13 protein-coding genes and 1 tRNA gene are annotated in these 23,477 nt (G+C 44.1%); 3 read left to right on the forward strand and 11 right to left on the reverse strand.

Annotated features, from left to right (window positions below; genetic code table 11):
* Window positions 1-301: 301 nt before the first annotated feature.
* The 3 genes from ACOMC3_RS10200 to ACOMC3_RS10210 form a co-directional block, all read right to left on the reverse strand.
* The gene (locus ACOMC3_RS10200; RefSeq protein WP_420315782.1) at window positions 302-13,135 is read right to left on the reverse strand and encodes a gliding motility-associated C-terminal domain-containing protein; all 12,834 of its coding nucleotides are present in this window, start codon (window positions 13,133-13,135) and stop codon (window positions 302-304) included.
* Between the two features lie 278 nt (window positions 13,136-13,413).
* Window positions 13,414-13,803: a response regulator gene (locus ACOMC3_RS10205; RefSeq protein ID WP_420315783.1), complete on the reverse strand. Its 390-nt coding sequence runs from the start codon at window positions 13,801-13,803 to the stop codon at window positions 13,414-13,416.
* Between the two features lie 217 nt (window positions 13,804-14,020).
* On the reverse strand, window positions 14,021-14,575 hold the full coding sequence (locus ACOMC3_RS10210; protein WP_420315784.1) for a lipocalin-like domain-containing protein: 555 nt from the start codon (window positions 14,573-14,575) through the stop codon (window positions 14,021-14,023).
* A 124-nt stretch (window positions 14,576-14,699) separates the two neighbouring features.
* Between ACOMC3_RS10210 and ACOMC3_RS10215 the strand changes: the two genes are divergently transcribed.
* From ACOMC3_RS10215 to ACOMC3_RS10225, 3 genes are all read left to right on the forward strand, one after another.
* Window positions 14,700-14,987, forward strand: coding sequence for a hypothetical protein (locus ACOMC3_RS10215; protein ID WP_420315785.1), 288 nt, complete (start codon window positions 14,700-14,702; stop codon window positions 14,985-14,987).
* 72 nt (window positions 14,988-15,059) lie between these two features.
* Complete coding sequence (locus ACOMC3_RS10220) at window positions 15,060-15,314, forward strand: type II toxin-antitoxin system Phd/YefM family antitoxin (protein WP_420315786.1); 255 nt, start codon at window positions 15,060-15,062, stop codon at window positions 15,312-15,314.
* Window positions 15,311-15,565, forward strand: coding sequence for a Txe/YoeB family addiction module toxin (locus ACOMC3_RS10225; RefSeq protein ID WP_420315787.1), 255 nt, complete (start codon window positions 15,311-15,313; stop codon window positions 15,563-15,565). The genes ACOMC3_RS10220 and ACOMC3_RS10225 overlap by 4 nt, the downstream gene beginning before the upstream one ends.
* 188 nt (window positions 15,566-15,753) lie before the next feature.
* On the opposite strand, the gene ACOMC3_RS10230 is transcribed toward ACOMC3_RS10225, so the two are convergent.
* The 8 genes from ACOMC3_RS10230 to menA form a co-directional block, all read right to left on the reverse strand.
* Window positions 15,754-16,698, reverse strand: a complete 945-nt coding sequence (locus ACOMC3_RS10230) for a HipA domain-containing protein (RefSeq protein ID WP_420315788.1) — start codon at window positions 16,696-16,698, stop codon at window positions 15,754-15,756.
* Window positions 16,691-17,026 carry a HipA N-terminal domain-containing protein gene (locus tag ACOMC3_RS10235; protein ID WP_420315789.1) on the reverse strand — a complete coding sequence of 112 codons (336 nt, stop codon included), beginning with the start codon at window positions 17,024-17,026 and terminating at the stop codon, window positions 16,691-16,693. The genes ACOMC3_RS10230 and ACOMC3_RS10235 overlap by 8 nt, the downstream gene beginning before the upstream one ends.
* Window positions 17,019-17,222 carry a type II toxin-antitoxin system Y4mF family antitoxin gene (locus ACOMC3_RS10240; protein WP_420315790.1) on the reverse strand — a complete coding sequence of 68 codons (204 nt, stop codon included), beginning with the start codon at window positions 17,220-17,222 and terminating at the stop codon, window positions 17,019-17,021. The genes ACOMC3_RS10235 and ACOMC3_RS10240 overlap by 8 nt, the downstream gene beginning before the upstream one ends.
* Window positions 17,223-17,849: 627 nt before the next feature.
* Window positions 17,850-17,921, reverse strand: a tRNA-Glu gene (locus tag ACOMC3_RS10245).
* A 242-nt stretch (window positions 17,922-18,163) separates the two neighbouring features.
* On the reverse strand, window positions 18,164-18,391 hold the full coding sequence (locus tag ACOMC3_RS10250; RefSeq protein ID WP_420315791.1) for a hypothetical protein: 228 nt from the start codon (window positions 18,389-18,391) through the stop codon (window positions 18,164-18,166).
* Window positions 18,392-18,478: 87 nt separating this feature from the next.
* On the reverse strand, window positions 18,479-21,604 hold the full coding sequence (locus tag ACOMC3_RS10255) for a caspase family protein (RefSeq protein WP_420315792.1): 3,126 nt from the start codon (window positions 21,602-21,604) through the stop codon (window positions 18,479-18,481).
* Between the two features lie 35 nt (window positions 21,605-21,639).
* Window positions 21,640-22,485, reverse strand: coding sequence for a universal stress protein (locus ACOMC3_RS10260; RefSeq protein ID WP_420315793.1), 846 nt, complete (start codon window positions 22,483-22,485; stop codon window positions 21,640-21,642).
* Window positions 22,486-22,580: 95 nt separating this feature from the next.
* On the reverse strand, window positions 22,581-23,477 hold the full coding sequence (gene menA / locus ACOMC3_RS10265; protein WP_420315794.1) for a 1,4-dihydroxy-2-naphthoate octaprenyltransferase: 897 nt from the start codon (window positions 23,475-23,477) through the stop codon (window positions 22,581-22,583).

The raw sequence follows: 23,477 nt of genomic DNA on the forward strand, positions 1-23,477 counted from the left end.
TGATGAAATAAAAATGTTGAGATTTAAATTGATATCAGTCCAATATCCTTTAGGTCATTGGTAATTGTTTTTCTCAGTCATCTTATACAAATTAACACACAAACAATCACCCTAATTGGATGTTTTCTATCAAAAGACAGACATAGCGGATGAACAGACCAAATCATAAGATACTCCACAATTATACCTTGCAATGCTGTATTCTGCTGGTATCCGATTCAAAAAATAATTAGTGATTATTTAATGGCTTTTAGGTAACATGATAAATACTCAATTCAGGTTAACCTCATTATTTTAGCCATTATCGACTGAGTAATATGTTGCCAGCTATTGGTTTAGAGCCGTCCTTTAGATCAATAATAAAATAGTAGGTTGAGTATGAAGCATTTTTATCTGATCCACTATTCGTGTTAATCTCACCTCGCCAAACTCTGCTGTTATTATCATAGCCGTCAATTTCAAATATTTTATTCCCCCATCGATTGAAGATTGTTACTTTATTTTCGGGATAGTTTTCAATTCCCTGAATGATCCATTCATCGTTTTTTCCATCTCCATTCGGTGAAAATGCATCGGCTATTTTCATTCTACAAAGATCATCACTGTCAATATAATTTAGGATATTGTCTTTATCACAATCTCCTGTACCTTCTTCACTATCCAATTTTCCATCACTGTCACTATCTAAATCAACAAAATCCGGCATTCCATCCTGATCGGTATCCACAGGATTTTTAGAATCAAAACCTGCTTCTATAGCATCATCAATTCCGTCAGCGTCAGAATCTAAATCGTTGTATGTTGGTAGTCCATCATCATCAACATCTTCAAATTGTATTTCGTACGAATCCGGGATTCCATCACCATCAAAATCTCCACCTTCAATTATTAGGGTGAAAGTAGATTGCGCACATTCAGAAGGATCACCATTATCACAAACCACATAATCCATTGCAATGGTGCCAATTTCGGTATCGCCATTATAAATAAAACTTCCATCTGTATTGAAGATCATGCCATCTGGAAGTGGGCTAATATCTGTTAACACTAAATCATCATTTTCTACATCACTATCATTGGTTAAAAGATTTCCTTCCAATGTATTTCCGAATTGAACAGTGAGCGCATCCGCTACTAAAATCGGTTTATCATTGACCGGCCTAATATCCACTTCATATTCGTATACATTGGATTCATTGACACCATCGCTTACTTTGAGATTTACTTTTAATGCCCCGTTGTAATCTACCTGAGGAATAATAATGGAGCCACTAATTGCGTAAGCGCTACCAGACAACAAGATCAATGTATGATCTGTCGGATAATCATTATCTGAGTCTGTTACCATCAGATCTGTGAGAGAGATGGTAAAGTCTGTATCTTCATCTATTGAATTAATGCTTACCTGCCCTGATATAACAGGAGTCCCATCAATGCTATCGTTATCCTCATTAATGACAACAACGTTCGTTGGATCAAGGCCATTGTAATTTGCGTCCGAAGAGGCTGCTGCAGAAGTGATAATCGTGTATGTAACATCTCCATCAACATCATTATCATCCACCCCTGTCACGTTTACCGTTTGTGCAACATTCCAGTTGGCCGTCGTAAATGTTACGCTTGAAGGACTTACAGTTCCTTCAGTTGTATTGTCTGAACTTAAACCGATGGTGACATCTGCGGTTGGTTCTGAATCCAGGACGATCGTGAAGGTAGCCGTGGTGCCATCTTCCGTGGTGTTGCCACTGATAGCGCTGACACTGATACCTACTCCGTCATTGTCTTCATTCGTTACTGTCACATCTGCCGGATCAAGCCCATTGTAGTTCGTATCCGATGAAGTAGCTGCAGCAGTCACAATGGTATAAACCACATCCCCGTCATCAATGGCGTCATCTACCCCTGTCACGGTTACCGTTTGTGCGATATTCCAGTTGGCAGTTGTAAATGTTACGCTCGAAGGACTCACGGTTCCTTCCGCTGTGTTATCTGAACTTAAACCGATGGTGACATCTGCGGTTGGTTCTGAATCCAGGACGATCGTGAAGGTAGCCGTGGTGCCATCTTCCCTGGTGTTGCCACTGATAGCGCTGATAGAAATGCTTGCAATATCATCATCGGTAACCGTAACAGTTACGTTCTGGTTAGCAAGACCGGTAAAGACACCATCACTCGATGCATTCACACTGACTGTGATCACTGGTGTTTCATCAAGCAAATCATCATCATGAAGACTCATGATCGTTACAGTTTGAGCACTATTCCAATTTGCAGAAGTGAATGTCAGGCTACCCGGACTTACCGTTGCAGCACCCGTGTCATCACTACTCAGATCAATTACTACATCACTTGATGGCTGAGCATCCAATACGATTGTGAATGTATCATTATTACCTTCAGCAACTGCTGAAGTCGTTTTACTTAAAGTAAAGCCGGCTACATCGTCATCGGTGTTCGTCACTGAGACCGTCTGGTCAGCGAGCGGATCAAAGTCATTGTCACTGCTCGCATCGTCGACACTCAGCGTCACATTGTAAGTGATGTCGCCATCTATAATGTCATCATCCACCCCTGTCACCGTCACCGTCTGTGGGGTGTCCCAGTTTGCCGGGGTAAAGGTCAAAGAAGCCAGGTCGACCGTGCCTTCACCTGTATCGCCACTGGTGACAGTAATAACCACATTGCTGCCGGGTTCAGCATCCAGTTCCACATCAAAGGTGTCGGTGGTCGCGCTTTCGTCCGTACCGGTGCTGGCAGCTGTTTCGGTAATCGTAAAGCCGGCTACATCGTCATCGGTGTTCGTCACAGAGACCGTCTGGTCAGCCAGCGGATCAAAGTCATTGTCACTGCTCGCATCGTCGACACTCAGTGTCACATTGTAAGTGATGTCGCCATCTATAATATCATCATCTACGCCCGTTACCGTCACCGTCTGTGGGGTGTCCCAGTTTGCCGGGGTAAAGGTTAAAGAAGCTAAGTCTACCGTGCCTTCTCCTGTGTCGCCACTGGTGACGGTAATAACCACATTGCTGCCGGGTTCTGCATCCAGCTCCACATCGAAGGTGTCGGTGGTCGCGCTTTCGTCGGTACCGGTGCTTGCAGCTGTTTCGGTGATCGTGAAGCCGGCTACATCGTCATCGGTGTTCGTCACTGAGACCGTCTGGTCAGCCAGCGGATCAAAGTCATTGTCACTGCTCGCATCGTCGACACTCAGCGTCACATTGTAAGTGATGTCGCCATCAATAATATCGTCATCAACGCCTGTCACCGTCACCGTCTGTGGGGTGTCCCAGTTTGCCGGGGTAAAGGTCAAAGAAGCTAAGTCTACCGTGCCTTCACCTGTGTCGCTACTGGTGACGGTAAGTACCACATTGCTGCCCGGCTCGGCATCCAGTTCCACATCGAAGGTGTCGGTGGTCGCGCTCTCGTCCGTTTCGGTGCTGGCAGCTGTTTCGGTGATCGTGAAGCCGGCTACATCGTCATCGGTGTTCGTCACTGAGACCGTCTGGTCAGCCAGCGGATCAAAGTCATTGTCACTGCTTGCATCGTCGACACTTAGCGTCACATTGTAAGTGATGTCTCCGTCTATAATGTCATCATCAACGCCCGTCACGGTCACCGTCTGTGGGGTGTCCCAGTTTGCCGGGGTAAAGGTCAAAGAAGCTAAGTCTACCGTGCCTTCACCTGTGTCGCCACTGGTGACGGTAAGTACCACATTGCTGCCGGGTTCAGCATCCAGTTCCACATCAAAGGTGTCGGTGGTCGCGCTTTCGTCGGTACCGGTGCTTGCAGCTGTTTCGGTGATCGTGAAGCCGGCTACATCGTCATCGGTGTTCGTCACTGAGACCGTCTGGTCAGCCAGCGGATCAAAGTCATTGTCACTGCTCGCATCGTCGACACTCAGCGTCACATTGTAAGTGATGTCGCCATCAATAATATCGTCATCAACGCCTGTCACCGTCACCGTCTGTGGGGTGTCCCAGTTTGCCGGGGTAAAGGTCAAAGAAGCCAGGTCGACCGTGCCTTCTCCTGTGTCGCCACTGGTGACAGTAATAACCACATTGCTGCCGGGTTCAGCATCCAGTTCCACATCAAAGGTGTCGGTGGTCGCGCTTTCGTCGGTACCGGTGCTTGCAGCTGTTTCGGTGATCGTGAAGCCGGCTACATCGTCATCGGTGTTCGTCACTGAGACCGTCTGGTCAGCCAGCGGATCAAAGTCATTGTCACTGCTTGCATCGTCGACACTTAGCGTCACATTGTAAGTGATGTCTCCGTCTATAATGTCATCATCAACGCCCGTCACCGTCACCGTCTGTGGGGTGTCCCAGTTTGCCGGGGTAAAGGTCAAAGAAGCTAAGTCTACCGTGCCTTCACCTGTGTCGCCACTGGTGACGGTAATAACCACATTGCTGCCGGGCTCGGCATCCAGCTCCACATCGAAGGTGTCGGTGGTCGCGCTCTCGTCGGTACCGGTGCTGGCAGCTGTCTCGGTAATCGTAAAGCCGGCTACATCGTCATCGGTGTTCGTCACTGAGACCGTCTGGTCAGCCAGCGGATCAAAGTCATTGTCACTGCTCGCATCGTCGACACTCAGTGTCACATTGTAAGTGATGTCTCCGTCTATAATATCATCATCCACCCCTGTCACCGTCACCGTCTGTGGGGTGTCCCAGTTTGCCGGGGTAAATGTCAAAGTTGCCTTGTCTACCGTGCCTTCGCCTGTGTCACCACTGGTGACGGTAATAACCACATTGCTGCCGGGTTCGGCATCCAATTCCACATCGAAGGTGTCAGTGGTGGCGCTCTCGTCGGTACCGGTGCTTGCAGCTGTTTCGGTGATCGTGAAGCCGGCTACATCGTCATCGGTGTTCGTCACTGAGACCGTCTGGTCAGCCAGCGGATCAAAGTCATTGTCACTGCTCGCATCGTCGACACTCAGTGTCACATTGTAAGTGATGTCTCCGTCTATAATATCATCATCCACCCCTGTCACCGTCACCGTCTGTGGGGTGTCCCAGTTTGCCGGGGTAAAGGTCAAAGAAGCCAGGTCGACCGTGCCTTCTCCTGTGTCGCCACTGGTGACAGTAATAACCACATTGCTGCCGGGTTCAGCATCCAGTTCCACATCAAAGGTGTCGGTGGTCGCGCTTTCGTCCGTACCGGTGCTTGCAGCTGTTTCGGTAATCGTAAAGCCGGCTACATCGTCATCGGTGTTCGTCACAGAGACCGTCTGGTCAGCCAGCGGATCAAAGTCATTGTCACTGCTCGCATCGTCGACACTCAGTGTCACATTGTAAGTGATGTCGCCATCTATAATATCATCATCTACGCCCGTTACCGTCACCGTCTGTGGGGTGTCCCAGTTTGCCGGGGTAAAGGTTAAAGAAGCTAAGTCTACCGTGCCTTCACCTGTGTCGCTACTGGTGACGGTAATAACCACATTGCTGCCGGGCTCGGCATCCAGCTCCACATCAAAGGTGTCGGTGGTCGCGCTTTCGTCGGTACCGGTGCTTGCAGCTGTTTCGGTGATCGTGAAGCCGGCTACATCGTCATCGGTGTTCGTCACTGAGACCGTCTGGTCAGCCAGCGGATCAAAGTCATTGTCACTGCTCGCATCGTCGACACTCAGCGTCACATTGTAAGTGATGTCGCCATCTATAATGTCATCATCCACCCCTGTCACCGTCACCGTCTGTGGGGTGTCCCAGTTTGCCGGGGTAAAGGTCAAAGAAGCCAGGTCGACCGTGCCTTCTCCTGTGTCGCCACTGGTGACAGTAATAACCACATTGCTGCCGGGTTCAGCATCCAGTTCCACATCAAAGGTGTCGGTGGTCGCGCTTTCGTCCGTACCGGTGCTTGCAGCTGTTTCGGTAATCGTAAAGCCGGCTACATCGTCATCGGTGTTCGTCACAGAGACCGTCTGGTCAGCCAGCGGATCAAAGTCATTGTCACTGCTCGCATCGTCGACACTCAGTGTCACATTGTAAGTGATGTCGCCATCTATAATATCATCATCTACGCCCGTTACCGTCACCGTCTGTGGGGTGTCCCAGTTTGCCGGGGTAAAGGTTAAAGAAGCTAAGTCTACCGTGCCTTCTCCTGTGTCGCCACTGGTGACGGTAATAACCACATTGCTGCCGGGTTCTGCATCCAGCTCCACATCGAAGGTGTCGGTGGTCGCGCTTTCGTCGGTACCGGTGCTTGCAGCTGTTTCGGTGATCGTGAAGCCGGCTACATCGTCATCGGTGTTCGTCACTGAGACCGTCTGGTCAGCCAGCGGATCAAAGTCATTGTCACTGCTCGCATCGTCGACACTCAGCGTCACATTGTAAGTGATGTCGCCATCAATAATATCGTCATCAACGCCTGTCACCGTCACCGTCTGTGGGGTGTCCCAGTTTGCCGGGGTAAAGGTCAAAGAAGCTAAGTCTACCGTGCCTTCACCTGTGTCGCTACTGGTGACGGTAAGTACCACATTGCTGCCGGGCTCGGCATCCAGCTCCACATCGAAGGTGTCGGTGGTCGCGCTTTCGTCGGTACCGGTGCTTGCAGCTGTTTCGGTGATCGTGAAGCCGGCTACATCGTCATCGGTGTTCGTCACTGAGACCGTCTGGTCAGCCAGCGGATCAAAGTCATTGTCACTGCTCGCATCGTCGACACTCAGCGTCACATTGTAAGTGATGTCGCCATCAATAATATCGTCATCAACGCCTGTCACCGTCACCGTCTGTGGGGTGTCCCAGTTTGCCGGGGTAAAGGTCAAAGAAGCTAAGTCTACCGTGCCTTCACCTGTGTCGCTACTGGTGACGGTAAGTACCACATTGCTGCCGGGTTCAGCATCCAGTTCCACATCAAAGGTGTCGGTGGTCGCGCTTTCGTCGGTACCGGTGCTTGCAGCTGTTTCGGTGATCGTGAAGCCGGCTACATCGTCATCGGTGTTCGTCACTGAGACCGTCTGGTCAGCCAGCGGATCAAAGTCATTGTCACTGCTCGCATCGTCGACACTCAGCGTCACATTGTAAGTGATGTCGCCATCAATAATATCGTCATCAACGCCTGTCACCGTCACCGTCTGTGGGGTGTCCCAGTTTGCCGGGGTAAAGGTCAAAGAAGCTAAGTCTACCGTGCCTTCACCTGTGTCGCTACTGGTGACGGTAAGTACCACATTGCTGCCGGGCTCGGCATCCAGCTCCACATCAAAGGTGTCGGTGGTCGCGCTTTCGTCGGTACCGGTGCTTGCAGCTGTTTCGGTGATCGTGAAGCCGGCTACATCGTCATCGGTGTTCGTCACCGAGACCGTCTGGTCAGCCAGCGGATCAAAGTCATTGTCACTGCTCGCATCGTCGACACTCAGTGTCACATTGTAAGTGATGTCTCCGTCTATAATATCATCATCCACCCCTGTCACCGTCACCGTCTGTGGGGTGTCCCAGTTTGCCGGGGTAAATGTCAAAGTTGCCTTGTCTACCGTGCCTTCGCCTGTGTCACCACTGGTGACGGTAATAACCACATTGCTGCCGGGTTCGGCATCCAATTCCACATCGAAGGTGTCAGTGGTGGCGCTCTCGTCGGTACCGGTGCTTGCTGCCGTTTCGGTGATCGTGAAGCCGGCTACATCGTCATCGGTGTTCGTCACCGAGACCGTCTGGTCAGCCAGCGGATCAAAGTCATTGTCACTGCTCGCATCGTCGACACTCAGTGTCACATTGTAAGTGATGTCTCCGTCTATAATATCATCATCCACCCCTGTCACCGTCACCGTCTGTGGGGTGTCCCAGTTTGCCGGGGTAAATGTCAAAGTTGCCTTGTCTACCGTGCCTTCGCCTGTGTCACCACTGGTGACGGTAATAACCACATTGCTGCCGGGTTCGGCATCCAATTCCACATCGAAGGTGTCAGTGGTGGCGCTCTCGTCGGTACCGGTGCTTGCTGCCGTTTCGGTGATCGTGAAGCCGGCTACATCGTCATCGGTGTTCGTCACCGAGACCGTCTGGTCAGCCAGCGGATCAAAGTCATTGTCACTGCTCGCATCGTCGACACTCAGTGTCACATTGTAAGTGATGTCTCCGTCTATAATATCATCATCCACCCCTGTCACCGTCACCGTCTGTGGGGTGTCCCAGTTTGCCGGGGTAAATGTCAAAGTTGCCTTGTCTACCGTGCCTTCGCCTGTGTCACCACTGGTGACGGTAATAACCACATTGCTGCCGGGTTCGGCATCCAATTCCACATCGAAGGTGTCAGTGGTGGCGCTCTCGTCGGTACCGGTGCTTGCTGCCGTTTCGGTGATCGTGAAGCCGGCTACATCGTCATCGGTGTTCGTCACCGAGACCGTCTGGTCAGCCAGCGGATCAAAGTCATTGTCACTGCTCGCATCGTCGACACTCAGTGTCACATTGTAAGTGATGTCTCCGTCTATAATATCATCATCCACCCCTGTCACCGTCACCGTCTGTGGGGTGTCCCAGTTTGCCGGGGTAAATGTCAAAGTTGCCTTGTCTACCGTGCCTTCGCCAGTGTCACCACTGGTGACGGTAATAACCACATTGCTGCCGGGTTCGGCATCCAATTCCACATCGAAGGTGTCAGTGGTGGCGCTCTCGTCGGTACCGGTGCTTGCTGCCGTTTCGGTGATCGTGAAGCCGGCTACATCGTCATCGGTGTTCGTCACCGAGACCGTCTGGTCAGCCAGCGGATCAAAGTCATTGTCACTGCTCGCATCGTCGACACTCAGTGTCACATTGTAAGTGATGTCTCCGTCTATAATATCATCATCCACCCCTGTCACCGTCACCGTCTGTGGGGTGTCCCAGTTTGCCGGGGTAAATGTCAAAGTTGCCTTGTCTACCGTGCCTTCGCCTGTGTCACCACTGGTGACGGTAATAACCACATTGCTGCCGGGTTCGGCATCCAATTCCACATCGAAGGTGTCAGTGGTGGCGCTCTCGTCGGTACCGGTGCTTGCTGCCGTTTCGGTGATCGTGAAGCCGGCTACATCGTCATCGGTGTTCGTCACCGAGACCGTCTGGTCAGCCAGCGGATCAAAGTCATTGTCACTGCTCGCATCGTCGACACTCAGTGTCACATTGTAAGTGATGTCTCCGTCTATAATATCATCATCCACCCCTGTCACCGTCACCGTCTGTGGGGTGTCCCAGTTTGCCGGGGTAAATGTCAAAGTTGCCTTGTCTACCGTGCCTTCGCCTGTGTCACCACTGGTGACGGTAATAACCACATTGCTGCCGGGTTCGGCATCCAATTCCACATCGAAGGTGTCAGTGGTGGCGCTCTCGTCGGTACCGGTGCTTGCTGCCGTTTCGGTGATCGTGAAGCCGGCTACATCGTCATCGGTGTTCGTCACCGAGACCGTCTGGTCAGCCAGCGGATCAAAGTCATTGTCACTGCTCGCATCGTCGACACTCAGTGTCACATTGTAAGTGATGTCTCCGTCTATAATATCATCATCCACCCCTGTCACCGTCACCGTCTGTGGGGTGTCCCAGTTTGCCGGGGTAAATGTCAAAGTTGCCTTGTCTACCGTGCCTTCGCCTGTGTCACCACTGGTGACGGTAATAACCACATTGCTGCCGGGTTCGGCATCCAATTCCACATCGAAGGTGTCAGTGGTGGCGCTCTCGTCGGTACCGGTGCTTGCTGCCGTTTCGGTGATCGTGAAGCCGGCTACATCGTCATCGGTGTTCGTCACCGAGACCGTCTGGTCAGCCAGCGGATCAAAGTCATTGTCACTGCTCGCATCGTCGACACTCAGTGTCACATTGTAAGTGATGTCTCCGTCTATAATATCATCATCCACCCCTGTCACCGTCACCGTCTGTGGGGTGTCCCAGTTTGCATTAGAAAAGGTTAGTGAAGCCTTGTCAACAGAACCCTCTCCCAAGTCTCCTGATGATACTAGTATAACAACGTCACTAATAGGCTGTGAGTCCAAGACCACATTAAATGTATCATTTGTTGCTCCCTCAGAGGTGTTTGTAGAAGAAGCTGTTTCTGTTATTGTAAAGCCCGGAACAGGTTCATCATCCTCATTCGTTACTGCTACATCTGGAGCATCCAATCCATTGTAGACATCATCAAGCGATGTGGCAGGATCTGTCACGATGTTGAAGGCAATATCCCCATCTGATAACGCATCGTCCAGCCCTGTTATGGTTACCGTTTGTGGTGTGCCCCAATCAGTATCATCGAAGATCAATGATGTAGGAGAAACACTTCCTTCGGTAGCATCGTCACTGGATATAGGTATCGTTACAGTGGTAGATGCAGCTGGTGCTTGCAATAACACCACATCAAAGGTGGCCGTAGTACCGGTTTCGTTAACGACCAAACCAGATGTTGGCGTCACACTGATGTTTGCATCCCTGTATAAGCCGAAATTTTGTACCACTACATTTCCATACTGATTTGCCGGTAGATTGATGGTTTCTTTGAGGTCTACAGATTCAGAAATGTTATACCCATCTGTGGGGACAAGGGGAGTGATATCCGTTAGTGTTTTGTTATCATCAATGATTATATCATATGTCCCCGCTAAAAGCCCCATATCTAATTCAAAGCTCCCGTCCACAGCAGGGTCGATCTCAATTGCATCTCTTGCAGTGGCTTCCCCGGAAACGATGTACTTTAAGAAAAGGCTACCTGAATAGCTTGAGGGTGAGGTTTCTCCACCATCCTTCATGCTATTGATATCAGTGTCTTCATACACAGAGCCACTAATCTTACCTCCAAAACGTGGTGCAGATGCCAAGTCAGACAATAAAGCAGGAATTGCTCCTGAAAATTCCGTATTGTGATCTTTTTGCTCTTTTAAATCTTTCCCTTCATATAAAAAATAGAATAGTTTACTTTGGGTATCTGAAACCTGGAAAATGGTGAAAGCGCCAGTATTTGGTTCGGTGAGTAAAGTCCCACCCAGAATGACAGATTGTCCTTTGGAAGTGATTTCCGTCAACGTATAAGGAGCGCCATCATCCAGATCTGTCTTGCTGATTTTATACATCTTTTCAGAAGTCATGATGAGCATATCGCCACTTGGACTGCTTACCAAATCGCCTGCATTTTCAGCTCCGGTACCCTGCATAGTGAGAGCAGTAGTTTCCGTAACTGCGCCGGTTGTCGGATTGATCCGAAGGAGGTTCTCATTAATATCTAGGCCAAAGAGGTTGTTGTCCTGATCAAAGGCTAAGCCTACTATTTCACTGGCATGACTGGTATTTCCTATAGAAGCATTTGTTCCATCAGAAGGATCGAACGAATGAAGTTCTCTTTGACCAGTCTTTTGGGTATAATAGAGGAGGTTGTCTTGGTTATTATACGCCAAAGCGCTGGGACCTGAGCCGGAAACAGTGGCTCCTAAGTCTGTTACCAAACCTGAATTTATTCCCACCTCATAAATGTTATTATTCCCATCAATGATGCCATAAAGTGCTTGTTCATCATCAATATTGGAAATGGAAACTGTTTGATCAGCCAGCGGATCAAAGAAGTCGTCGCTGGAAGCGTCTCTTACTCGTACACGCACATCATAAGCTATAGCACCATCATTTAAGGCATCATCCAGTCCTTCTACAGTCACGGTTTGAGCAGTAAACCAATCAGCTGAAGTAAACGTGATATCAAGTGGATCTGAAGGGGTAACCTGACCCTCGGTTGCGTCCAGGCTTGTGATTCTCAGTACCACATTGGACAATGGCTCATCATCCAATACTACCGTAAATGTGGTAGTACCACCACCTTCTGTTGTGCTGCCAGTTGCTGAGGTATTCAATGTAAAACCTGCCACTTCATCGTCTTGATTAGTGACCGTAACGATTGCATCAGGCACGGAATTGTAATCTCCATCTGCATTCCCCACTCCTGTATTTACTGCAAGGGTTACGTTGTAATCTATGTCTCCATCTACAGGCGTATCATCCACCGGGGTAACGGTTACTGTCTGAGGAGTACCCCAGTTAAATTCATCAAAGGTCAATGAAGCCGGACTCACCGTACCTTCAGTCACATCACCGGAAGTAACATCCAGCTGAACCACCTTACCCGATGCTGGTTGTGAACCAATGACCACATCGAATGTTTGTGCTGATCCAATTTCTGATGTTGTTAAGGTCGTAGCTGTGAGATCAATTCTCGGGAACTCTCCATCGTTTTGATTTATAACACCTACATCCGGAGTTGGCACTCCATTGTAGTCAGGCGTACTTGCAACAGGCGTAGAAGTGGTTGTGGTGATCGTATAAAATTGTGGTCCATCATCGACTCCATCATCAACGGGAGTTACTGTGATTGTTTTGGCCCCCATGTTGCCAATATAAAATTCCACAAAGCTGGGAGAAACCGTTCCCTCACCTGTGTTACCAGAACTAAGATCTACTCTAACAGTTCCTAAGGTAATCGGTGTTCCCAACTCGACCGTAAAAGAATCGGACGTTCCACTCTCGGTGGTAACTGTATTTCCTCCTGTTTCAGTGATGATGACCTGTGCGCTTGACGCGGAATCAGAACAGCTTCCGGATGCACAGCTAAAATCGCCTTGATTGCCATCCCAAGTTTGGGCTTCTATTGAGTTTCCCGAATTGTCTGAACTTATTGTTCCATTGGCATTATTATCAATTTTTGACGCTCCGTCTACAATTTCAATGGTGCTTCCGTTATAGAGTTCAAGGGTTGAAGAACCAGCATTCAATTTACCACTACCTGAAGATACGGTTAGGTAAGCTCCATTTAATATCATTGCTGAAGACGCCTTTATTTCGAAACCGCCATCAACCGTTACGTTACTATAAATTTCAAGTGTACCACCATCTACAAGTATTCCATTGGAAATGGAGTTGATGTTTCCATAAAGGATGAGTGTACCTCCCGATTTTATATTGATTTTATCTGAAAAGCTTGTGATGTCGCCATAGATAGTGAGCGTTGCACCATCGTTGATTAGAATTCCTCCGCCAACAGCTCCCAGATCTTCAAATAGTTCAGCGCAAACACCATTGGCGATTTCAATCCCATCGGTTTCAGCATCACTATCAGCAACCCCTCCCCCACAGGTAGGTACTTCTGTGGCATTGAGGGTCATGCAAAAGCATATACCAAGAAAAAACAAAAGTTTGCTTTTCAGCATACCATAGGTTGAAAAAAAATGTAATGTTCTGCTTAATCTAATAGCTAAAGATGAGAAGATTCTTTGTATAAAGAATGCATCATTCGATGGTAGGTAAATATTCTTAGTTCAATCCCTCAATGTGCTCGCCGAAAAATATTTGATTTTCTCAAAAAACACCTGTTAGCGTATAAATTTCAATATTTCAACCTGATCACGGTTTGATGATATCAAACGAATTTACAGTGTATTTTTAATTGAAAATTGAATGCTAAAATTAATGGAATTAGAAGGTTTAATTATTTTAAATATGTCTTAACTATCTCATTGATCGTCTTGAGAGAGAGTGGTTTGAACTTAATATCAGAAACGAATTCATTTTCCTTTGCCAGTTCTTGGTCTCTGGGATCTATAGACGATGTTAACATAACAATAAAATCAGCTTTTGAGTTTTTATTTATTGTTATGTAATGCTTTAAAAAAGCCCACCCGTCCATTACCGGCATATTGATATCCAACAAAATCAAGGATCCTTTATCTTCATCAGAACGAGCCCCGAAATAATCAAGTGCAGCCAATGGAGAATCAAAAATGATTACCTCATTGACAATGTTAGCCCGCTCGATGGTGAACTTATTGAGGTAATTGGTGCTTTTATCATCATCAATAAGTACTATTCGTTTCTTCATGTTTACTAAAATGCCTCAATTATAATCAATTAAGCAATAGTGCTCATAAAAAAGGACTAATAATTGATTTTAAAGCATTTAAACCTCCGTTTTAGAGACCTTTACAAATTGAAGAAATAGGGGCGTCTTTGAGGAACGATGAGCCTATGAGCCGTAGCTTGGTTGAGCGTTGGACTTACGGGCCTATGGATTCATATACAATGTTATAGGTTGTTAATTAATTGTCAATTTTTCTCCATACCAATTTATGCCTACTGGAACCAATTTGATCAGTGCTTAAGGTCAATTCATCTTCATTAAATTCAAAATTTCTAATTTGATTTTGACCAATCCAATTCGGGAAAGAACTTATTTTTATTTGATGAACCACTTGATTAGAATTAAGATTCACTTCATAATTTCCACAATAAGCAATGAATCCATTATAGGCAACAACCACTTCATCCGGTTGAGCCTGAAGGGGATCCTCAGAAAGAAATTGCTTTCTATTATTTTTCATTATCTGAACTGCCATGTTTCCATTGCTGTCGTAAGTTATTCGTCCTATTGCATCTTCACCAAATGGAAATATTATGCTTTCATCGGTTAACTTTGCAGTCCATTCCTTTAATTCCCAGGAACCAACAAATTTGTCATTTATCATTTTCATATTTTCCATGTTTACCACTGCATTGATTGAACCTGTTTCATCATTTTGAGTTGAAGATGTTTTTTGCTCACAACTTGTAAAACATGAGATTATTAAAAATGAGATTGTAATAAAATCTTTCATTGAGTTTAGTGTTTTTATAATGACCTATAACGTTCAGATAAAATGAGTATGCGACCCATTTGTTAGAACGGATAAAGTTTGAATGTATTGAATACCAGGCAGAATACTCAGTCCGCATATTCAAATGAAAGACAAAGATTTGCTATTCGCTTTCGATCAACAGTACAATTACAATATGCCATACTATATGGACTCTTTAAGAGCTGCACGGTCAGGTTTTGATCAATGGTACGATCCCCAAAAAACAAAGGTAGAAGTGAGCAGATTCTATTATGGAGTTGTTTCCATGGGAATTTCAATTGTTGCCTTATTGAGAAAGGAAGGAAGAACTCTACTTTTTCTGAGTTTCGGCATGTCAATACTTGGTCTGATCTTGACATGGATTGATGTTTGGAAATTATGGATCAACTAAGAGTCTAACAAAACGAATGATTTCTCATCTAAAATGTACAACTTGTTGTACAATAGTTCGTATATTTACTGTATGGAAATAACAACATATTCTAATTTCAGACAAAACCTTAAAGCCTTTCTTGACAAGGTTTTTGACTCCAAGTCTCCAGTCTTTGTTACAAGGTCTAACGGAGAGGATGTAGTTGTGCTTTCAAAAGATGAATACGAGGGGATGCAGGAAACTCTTCACCTACTGAGTAGTCCTAAAAATGCACAAAGACTTAAGGAGAGTATCGATGAGTATAATAAAGGTGGGGGCCAAGAAAAAGAATTGTTAGAGGCGTGAAAATAGTATTTCTAGCGAATGGTTGGGAAGACTATTTGTATTGGCAAAAACAAGACAAGAAAATCTTGAAAAAGGTGAATGAACTTATCAAAGATTGTCAACGTTCGCCATTCGATGGTATAGGAAAGCCAGAAGCCTTGAAAAATGACTTGTCTGGTTGGTGGTCAAGGAGAATAACACAAGAGCAAAGACTTGTGTACAGAGTTGAAAATAATATGTTGTACATAGCACAGTGCAGAAAGCATTATTAAGAGTATAGAAAAACGAGGCTTTGAGTCTCACAAAACGAATGATTTAATTAGCTATATCTTTGCCAATGTTGGTCTTGTGACCAACTTTTCTTGAATACTTAAAAAGTATGACTACCATCTCCCAGCATCGATGGTCCCTCGAAGTTGGGTAGCTGCACCCCATAAGTATTTTTCAAGTTGTTGTTGGGTCATGAGATGAAAATCTTTGTTCGTGTTTGAATCAAATGGATATATTGACTTCTTCTGTCTTCGTCCAAAAAGGAAGCTTCAATTAAGTTGATGGCCTTAGGGAACCATTTCCCCAGTCTTTTATAAACGGCGGTGATTTGCTTTTCATTAAGTTTTAATACCTCTCCTAATCGGTCAAAATATCCTTTATTGAAGTTTTCCTTTTTACCACCTAAGAGCAATGCTGTATCCTCTTTATCTTTTGGTAAAATCAATTTTACATTGATAAGGTCATAGCTCGGCGAAAGCACCCAGCCCATTTCTGACAAGAACATTGAAAAATTCTTCAGATGCATATCGTTGTTGCCGATGACATAATTGAAAACGATGGACTCAAAGAAGCGCAGCTTATCCAGTAAGGTATTTACAGATAATTCACCAATAGTCTTTCCTAGCGACTCCATGTTACCTTTGTATTTATCCGATAATTCAAGAATCTGCAAAAAATCGATCATATGGTTTTTGGATCCATCGGGATTTCTATCGATTCGTTTGGTTATAAAACATAACTCCCCTGAGGCCAGACGTATCATGCTAAATGGCACAGTGTCTATTTTGAAAAGTTGTGCCAACTTCATGGAAAGGTGCTCGTTTTCAGGCATCTGCGCATAATCGGCGTTTTGTGGCTTTAGTATGAAATTACCTTTCAAAGCATCCATAATGGTCAATCGTCCCTGGTGTCCATTTTCCATAGCAGTTTTGATCCAGCCTAAGGAAAGCTTTGGCTGAACGCCAGGTACGGTAATGGATAATTCTGCTGCTTCTTTGGCTAGTTTTTCCATTTCATCTAGACGATAAGGCAGGATTGGCGCATAGGTTGTGCCGAAAAAAGCTTTGATGCATTTAGGATGAAAGTCTTCCTGACCTTCATCCAACTCTCGATAGCAATAAAGGCATTTATGCATCGGCTTCAATGGTTATCGGGTGAACACTTACCGCGCCAATGGCATTTTGACAGCAGGCCAGTAGTAGCCCCATACGATCATTTTTGTTGATTTTCCAGCTTTCAGCAGCTATGTTCAGGAGCCATCCTTCGGGAATGAGCCCATCGAAAAACGGGAAGAGTGTTTTGCTTCTGTATGGTCTTTTAGAAACAGGCAAGTCAAAGGTCACGAACTGATTGGGGTAGGTTTTCACATATTCATCGTCGTATACAAACATATATTCCCCGTTATCCTCTTCTGTCAGGTGACCCGCCACTATGTTGTTGTATTTGACAATTCCTTTACGCATGGTTATTATTTATTGGTCCGACTACATGACCAAACATTTGTAGCACTTGATTGACTTTAGATAAGCTAAGGTTTTCTTTGCCCTGTTCAATCTTTCTGATTACCGTAAGGGCTACTCCAGCTTTTTCAGCAAACTCTTCCTGTGTCAGATTTAATTGTTTTCTTCTTTCCTTTACAAAGTATGATAGTGCACTCATTTTTATATGCATTTACATACAAAAATAAATAAATACCATAATTTATATGCATAAACATATAAATTAATATTTTAAGATAAATCTATATGCATTTAGATATAATTTTTTATTATCGATTTAAATTTCTCTTCCTCTGTAGGTATACGCTGACAATTACAACCTCCCTTATCAGGACGATTTCTTAGATGCGCCATCTTTTACTCTGGCGTATGCTGATTCGAATAAACGATATACTAATACAAGTAATTTTTAGTACGGTTTTTTTGGAGCTAAGAAAAGCGACAGTAGGAAAACAAAAAAGCCTGTTAGTCAATTACTTACAGGCTTATAAAGCAGTCCGTAGGAGGACATGACGTAAAGAAACCATCCAGTGGATGGTTTTAGTCATGGGCCAGGCTGTAGCGCAAGACCCCTACGTACGAAATGAAAAAAGCCACTCGTTTGAGTGGCTTTTGGAATGCAGTCCGTAGGAGGACCGAGCGTTAATAATTGATCCTGCGGATCAATTTAGTGAGGAGCCCGGTTGCAGGGTGGCCCCCATGGACTGCAAAAATTAAGTGAATTAATTAAGATGAATGACTACAAACAAAAAAGGCTCTCACACCATAAAGTGCTCGAGCCTTTTTGCAGTCCGTAGGGGAATCGAACCCCTGTTACCAGGATGAAAACCTGGCGTCCTAACCCCTAGACGAACGGACCGTGTTTCAATAAATATCTTATTCGTCAAGAACGATTGCTTTTAATAAAGCCAGGTTTTACAAACCTGTCACCCTGACCGGGCCGTGCCTAACACCTAGACGAACGGACCGTGTTTCAATAAAAATTCCCAAAAAATAACATGTCTTTATCAGACCTTGCTTGTTTTGGGAGTGCAAATATAGAATGTCAATGCAGTTTTGCAAAGAACCAAATTGAAAAAAATAATAAAATTTAAAAATGGGTTACTCAACTGTCTCTTTGTAGATAGAAACACCCAGTAAATAGGTATTCACAATAAGGTTCTTATTCTTTTTGATCGATTCCTTGAATGAACTTACAGAACCCTCCTCTGAAGCCAGAAATCCATTTTGAGTAAGTCCTTGACCAATAATTAGGCCGCTAACGGCTAAACCGCATACTAGAGCTAGTGCTTTAAGAGAACCCCGATTTTTAAGACTAAAACTCTTCATGATCAAGTTGTTTTAATTCATTAGTGTCATTTACCAACGAATTATTACAAGTAAAACGAAAAAGATTTCAAAAGGCTGCAAAAATTTTCAATTTTCAACAATAACAATGGGGAAATCTTGTCCCCGTGAGAAGGTATGGGGGTACTGAGGGCTTCCTTTATATCGAATACTTAGTTCTGGTACTTGATCATCCAAATACGATTTCAACTCATAAATGGTCACCTTTCCATCCTTAGGTGCGCCATCCGCATCGCCTGATAATCCTTTCAATAACGCATAGGTGAATAAACCATGTCCCAGCGATTCAAACTCTGTAGCGTATTGTTCGCTTCCAGCAGCTGCCATGACGTGAATGCCAGAACTTCTGGATAATTGAGCGATGGCCTTTTCTTCAGGAGCACCTCGTTGAGCAAGTACCTCTACCGATCCTCCAGATTGGCAAGCATCCATTATGATTAATTGCTTTAGTGCTTTGATATCAAGCATCGCTTGTTGTAAAGCAGAAGCTTTAATTCCATATTCATTGATTTTGCTATTGTCATACAATCTGCTGGCAGAAGATGATACAAGATAGAAATTACCATCCACCATACTTCCATGACCCGCATAGTAAAACACAAACACATCATTGACAGAAACCTTCTCTTTCAGTTCAGCAATCTTGTTAAGGATATTCTGCTTGGTAGCTTCCTTATCATAAATCTGGTGCAATTCTACTCTCGAATAAATAGCCTCACCCTGATCTTTCATTTGTTCAGAAAATGAACTAGCATCCTTCCTGGCATAATTTAGATTAAGGGATTGGTTCTGATATTCATTGATGCCTACAGCAAGAATGTGACACGTACTACCCGGGATTTTAGAATCAGAGAATAATGTAACCAACCCACGATTAGATTCAATATTTGATTGAGAAGAGGCCGTCACCGAAAACTCATTATGACCAGCAACCAATGGGTATTCTATGGTATAAATTTTTGCATTCTTGTCAGATCTGACCTTTTGAACTTGAGATTCCAACAGTACTTTGCGCCCGTTGTGGAATAACGTGATATCTGCTATACCACCTCCTTTATCCTCTATCTTGAGGAATAGCTTCGCTATTTCAGATTGAACAATCCCTGACAGTTTAACAACTGGTGGCGGGCTTTGATCAAAATACTTACCCATTGATTTCTTACCTGACCTGGTTGAATTGAAAATATCTTCAACAAGCCCCGGAACATAGAATTCGTCCATCATCTGGTCTGCTCCCACTGATTCCATTCCCTTTACAAAATGGATATTAGAAATTGCATCATCGGTTGCATCAAAATATCCGTCTGGTGTTTTTACCATCCAATCATTTTTCCCGATTTGAATATGTTCAAACAATTCCTCTTTGGAATTAAGGTCCCAGAACTTAGTTACTCCATCGACATCTGCTGTCATCATTAAGTTGTCACTGATGTCTATGCCATTAATCTCAGCCTGATGACCCTCTAAAGAAGCTGTTTTTTCACCCGTTTGCTTATTCCAAAAATGCACTAACCTATCAGCGCCTACAGTCAAAAGTTGATCATTGTAAGATGCTACTCCAAATACCGATTTACCTACATTTAATCGTTGCTTGATTAATCCGCTATATAAGTCCCACACAATAACTTTTCCATCCCAACTTGCTGAGACAATATCATCATCGATGGTTTTAACCATCGTTACATTATCTGTGTGGCCGACAAATTCCTTTACAAATCGCTTGGTCTCTACTTCATACAACCTCAACGTCTGGTCCAACATAGCGACTACCAGATAGGCATCATTACCTGTAAATGCTAATGAGTAGGTGGAAGATCCTTCTGTATAGATGTAGTTATATCTTTCCCACGTTTCAGTATCCCAAAGACTTATCACTCCATCCCAAGCCGTACTTGCCAGATACTTTTTATTGTGGCTTAACTCAATATCAAATATTGGTTCCCGATGGGCATTGATTTTCTTGATCTGCTTGCCTGTCTTCTCATTCCAGATGATGATTTTTCCATCTCCACCACCCGTAGCAATGCTATTTTCATCAATGCGTTCAAAACATATATTACCCTTTTCATGCCCCAGGTATTCCATTTCGATGGATGCACTACTGACATTCCATTTTCTAGCTTTATTGCCTGTTTTGCCAACAAAAAATGATTTTTTATCCAGTCTTCTTGCAGATTTGTATTTGATCCATTTTGCAATGTAATGTTCCCAATAACTGCCAAGATCATAGTCAAGCCCAGTGGTAGATTTATTGAGGATACCATCATATCTCCGAACTTCATTTCCTTCAAAATCTGTTACGATCACAACCTTATCTACAGCGACAAAAATCTGCTTTTCTGTTGGATGAAATGATGCATCGTTGACTTGCGCTCCCATTGTCCATTTGTCCAGTACAGTATGTGTAGCATTATCAAAGAGAAAAACAGAATCCTCAGTGGCTGACATAAAATGTGTGCCTGAAGGATGAAATTCGATAGAAGAAATATCCCGATAAACCTTTGATTGTTCAAAAATTTTCGATCCATCCTTCAAATCATATTTTGTTAGTGTGGTGCCGTTAGAGAGCTTTACTAAATGGTTTTCATAAATATCCGTTAGCGTTCCGCATCCTCCACAATATCCTTTCTCCGGTTTAAATTCATAAACCTTTTTCCATCCATTGACAGTATAAACAGTTGCTGTACGGTTATCTTCTCCTAAAACCAGGTATTGACCATCATCACTAAAAGTCACACTTACACCATAACCTACTCCTCTATCTGCATTTACTTTGATCTTATGATCTAATAGATATTTATTGGTTTTGAAAATGGATATTGAGTCAGCATAGCTTGCCACTGCAAGTAACTTTCCATCTGGGCTAAAACTCACTGACGTGACATAATCTCTAAATTTCTGACTGGACCAAATCCGTTTACCAGTGGTCATGTCCCAAACTCCGGCTGTTCCGTCAGCGCTACTTGTGGCAATCAGATTTTCATAAATAGAAAAATCATTAACCGTATGGTCATGGCCAATGAGCGAACGTATTTCACGCCCGGAATTCGCATCCCATATTTTTACAGTTTTATCACGACTTGCAGTAATTAGGTAATTTCCATCATCGGTAATGCTTACAGCTTTAATCGCTTCACCATGGCCTTTTTGAATAACAGCATTAAATGATTGAGCCTCTGTAAAACAGAGGCTCAAAAGAATTATCAATAATGAAAATAGAGTTCTCAATGTCAATCTCTTAGGTGAGCGGTCCACACCGGAACACTTGCGTGATTTACTACATCTTCAGCGATACTTCCTGCCAGAAAATGGCCCACTCCTTTACGTTGATGGGTACCCAAGGCAATCATGTCCGCATTTACATCTTCTGCATAATAAACTATGCCGTCTTCTTCATTTTTATAATTGTAGATGTCGATGTTATAATTCTCAATGCCATACTTCTCTACAAAATCATTCATTTGCTTTAAATCATGTCTTGTAGAAGTGAAGCTTGCTGGTGTGTTAATCTTTACAATGTTTAATTGTGCACCCATCATGGCCTGTAAACTTTTCACTCGTTCAATAAAAAAGTCATCGGAATTGATAAAATCCGAAGCAAAAACAATCTTCTCGATCGGCTCCATGTCAAATTTTTCACTCACAGAAATGACAGGACACTCTGCTTTTCTCACAATTTTTTCGGTATTGGAACCGACAAAGAATTCGTTTAATCCTTCAGCTCCTTCAGTCCCTACAATCAATAGATCTACATTTTCCTCAGTGATTTGATCAATGATGGTATTGAATGCATTACCCAATTGAATCTTTGTCAAGATCTTATCATCTGAGTACTTGGCCTTCGAAACGACATCAGCGAGTTTTTCCTGTACTTTCTCATACATCTTCTTGATATACAACTGCTCCATTGGATCCACATTTTGGATTCCCATAGTCTTGAACGAATCAGCAGTCGGATGCTCTATGACATTAAGAAGTAGAATGTTTCCTTCTGATTTATCGGCTATTTGACATGCAAAATCCAAGGCATGCTCTGCTACTTTTGAAAAATCGTAGGGTACTAATATTTGTTTCATTTGTTTCCTGAATTATTAATATTCCCAATTTAATGAAAAATGACTTTCATCCTTCTTTTTTGATGAAAATCATAAAGCAAACAAACAATTGACAGCTAGATGAAGAAGGATAAAATCTGACCCACAGAAAATAGTAATGAGAATATTAGAGTAGAAATAGCCATTTGTTTTAAATGAGGGTCAAGCTCTTTTGATGGTTTATTTTTCACTGCTTTAATGTGTTTAATGAACGGGACATTCACGAGTACGAACAAAAAGCCTATCCAACTCTGGAAATTGAGGATCACAAAAATTATACTCAGCAAAAGACCACCCTGAAGTAGCATAATGTGATATCGAATGGCTGCTTCTCTCCCCATACGTACAGGTAAACTGTTTTTTCCTGCCATCTTATCTGTTTCGATATCTCTAATGTTATTTACGTTTAAGACGCCTACACTAAAAAATCCCATTGAAAATGCAGGAAGCAGCACTTCCCAGTTTAGAGTCTGGGTTTGCAGATAATATGATCCAAAAACCAGAACTACTCCAAAAAATACGAATACGAATGCATCTCCAAATCCCGCATAACCATAGGGGTTTTTGCCAACTGTATATTTGATTGCAGCACCAATTCCGACTAACCCAATGATTAAAAATACTACCGCTGAAACAAAATCATTTTCAAATGATAAGTAAAGCAAGATCAATCCTGCTATGAATGAAAGAATGGAGAATATAACCATTGCGTTTTTCATGGCCTGTGCGGATATGCGACCAGAACTAACCATACGCTCCTCTCCAGTTCTGTTATCATCCACTCCTGATGAAGCATCACCATAGTCATTGGCTAGATTTGATAAGATTTGAAGGAAAATCGCTGTAAGGAGTGTAAGACCAGCGATCACATAATTTAAAGCTACCTCATTGCCAGCTAGCGTCACCCCTATCAGCCACCCTGAAAATGCTAAGGGTAATGTTCTTAATCGAAATGCTTTGATCCAGGATTTCAT

It is taken from the genome of Ekhidna sp., from assembly GCF_965212185.1.
Lineage (GTDB): Bacteria > Bacteroidota > Bacteroidia > Cytophagales > Cyclobacteriaceae > Ekhidna.